This is a genomic window from Mycobacterium asiaticum (assembly GCF_001673635.1).
Lineage (GTDB): Bacteria > Actinomycetota > Actinomycetes > Mycobacteriales > Mycobacteriaceae > Mycobacterium > Mycobacterium asiaticum_C.
Map to the genome: position 1 here is coordinate 1 of NZ_LZMH01000029.1, position 598 is coordinate 598.

The 598-nt window shown below is 67.1% G+C and carries 1 pseudogene; it reads left to right on the plus strand.

Features of this window, described 5'->3' with window-relative positions:
* Positions 1 to 598 (plus strand): annotated as a pseudogene (gene pknH / locus A5645_RS07460) (serine/threonine protein kinase PknH); the annotation flags it as partial.

A 598-nucleotide genomic window follows, 5' to 3' on the forward strand; every position in this document is an offset into this window, starting at 1 on the left:
TTCGGGCCCTACCATCTCAAGCGGTTGCTGGGCCGCGGCGGGATGGGCGAGGTCTACGAGGCCGAGCACACCGTCAAGGAATGGACCGTGGCCGTCAAGCTGATGACCGCGGAGTTCAGCAAGGACCCGGTGTTTCGCGAGCGGATGAAGCGCGAAGCCCGCATTGCCGGCCGGCTGCAGGAACCCCACGTCGTGCCGATCCACGACTACGGCGAAATCGACGGCCAGATGTATCTGGAGATGCGCCTGGTCGAGGGCACCGACCTGGACAGCGTCCTGAAGCGCTTCGGCCCGCTGACCCCGCCGCGCGCGGTGGCCATCATCACCCAGATCGCCTCGGCCCTGGACGCCGCCCACGCCGCCGGCGTCATGCACCGCGACGTCAAACCACCCAACATCCTGGTCACCCGCGACGACTTCGCCTACCTGGTCGACTTCGGCATCGCCAGCGCCACCACCGACGAGAAGCTGACCCAGCTGGGCACCGCGGTGGGCACCTGGAAATACATGGCGCCCGAACGGTTTTCCAACGACGAGGTCACCTACCGCGCCGACATCTACGCCCTGGCCTGCGTGCTCTACGAATGCCTCACCGGCG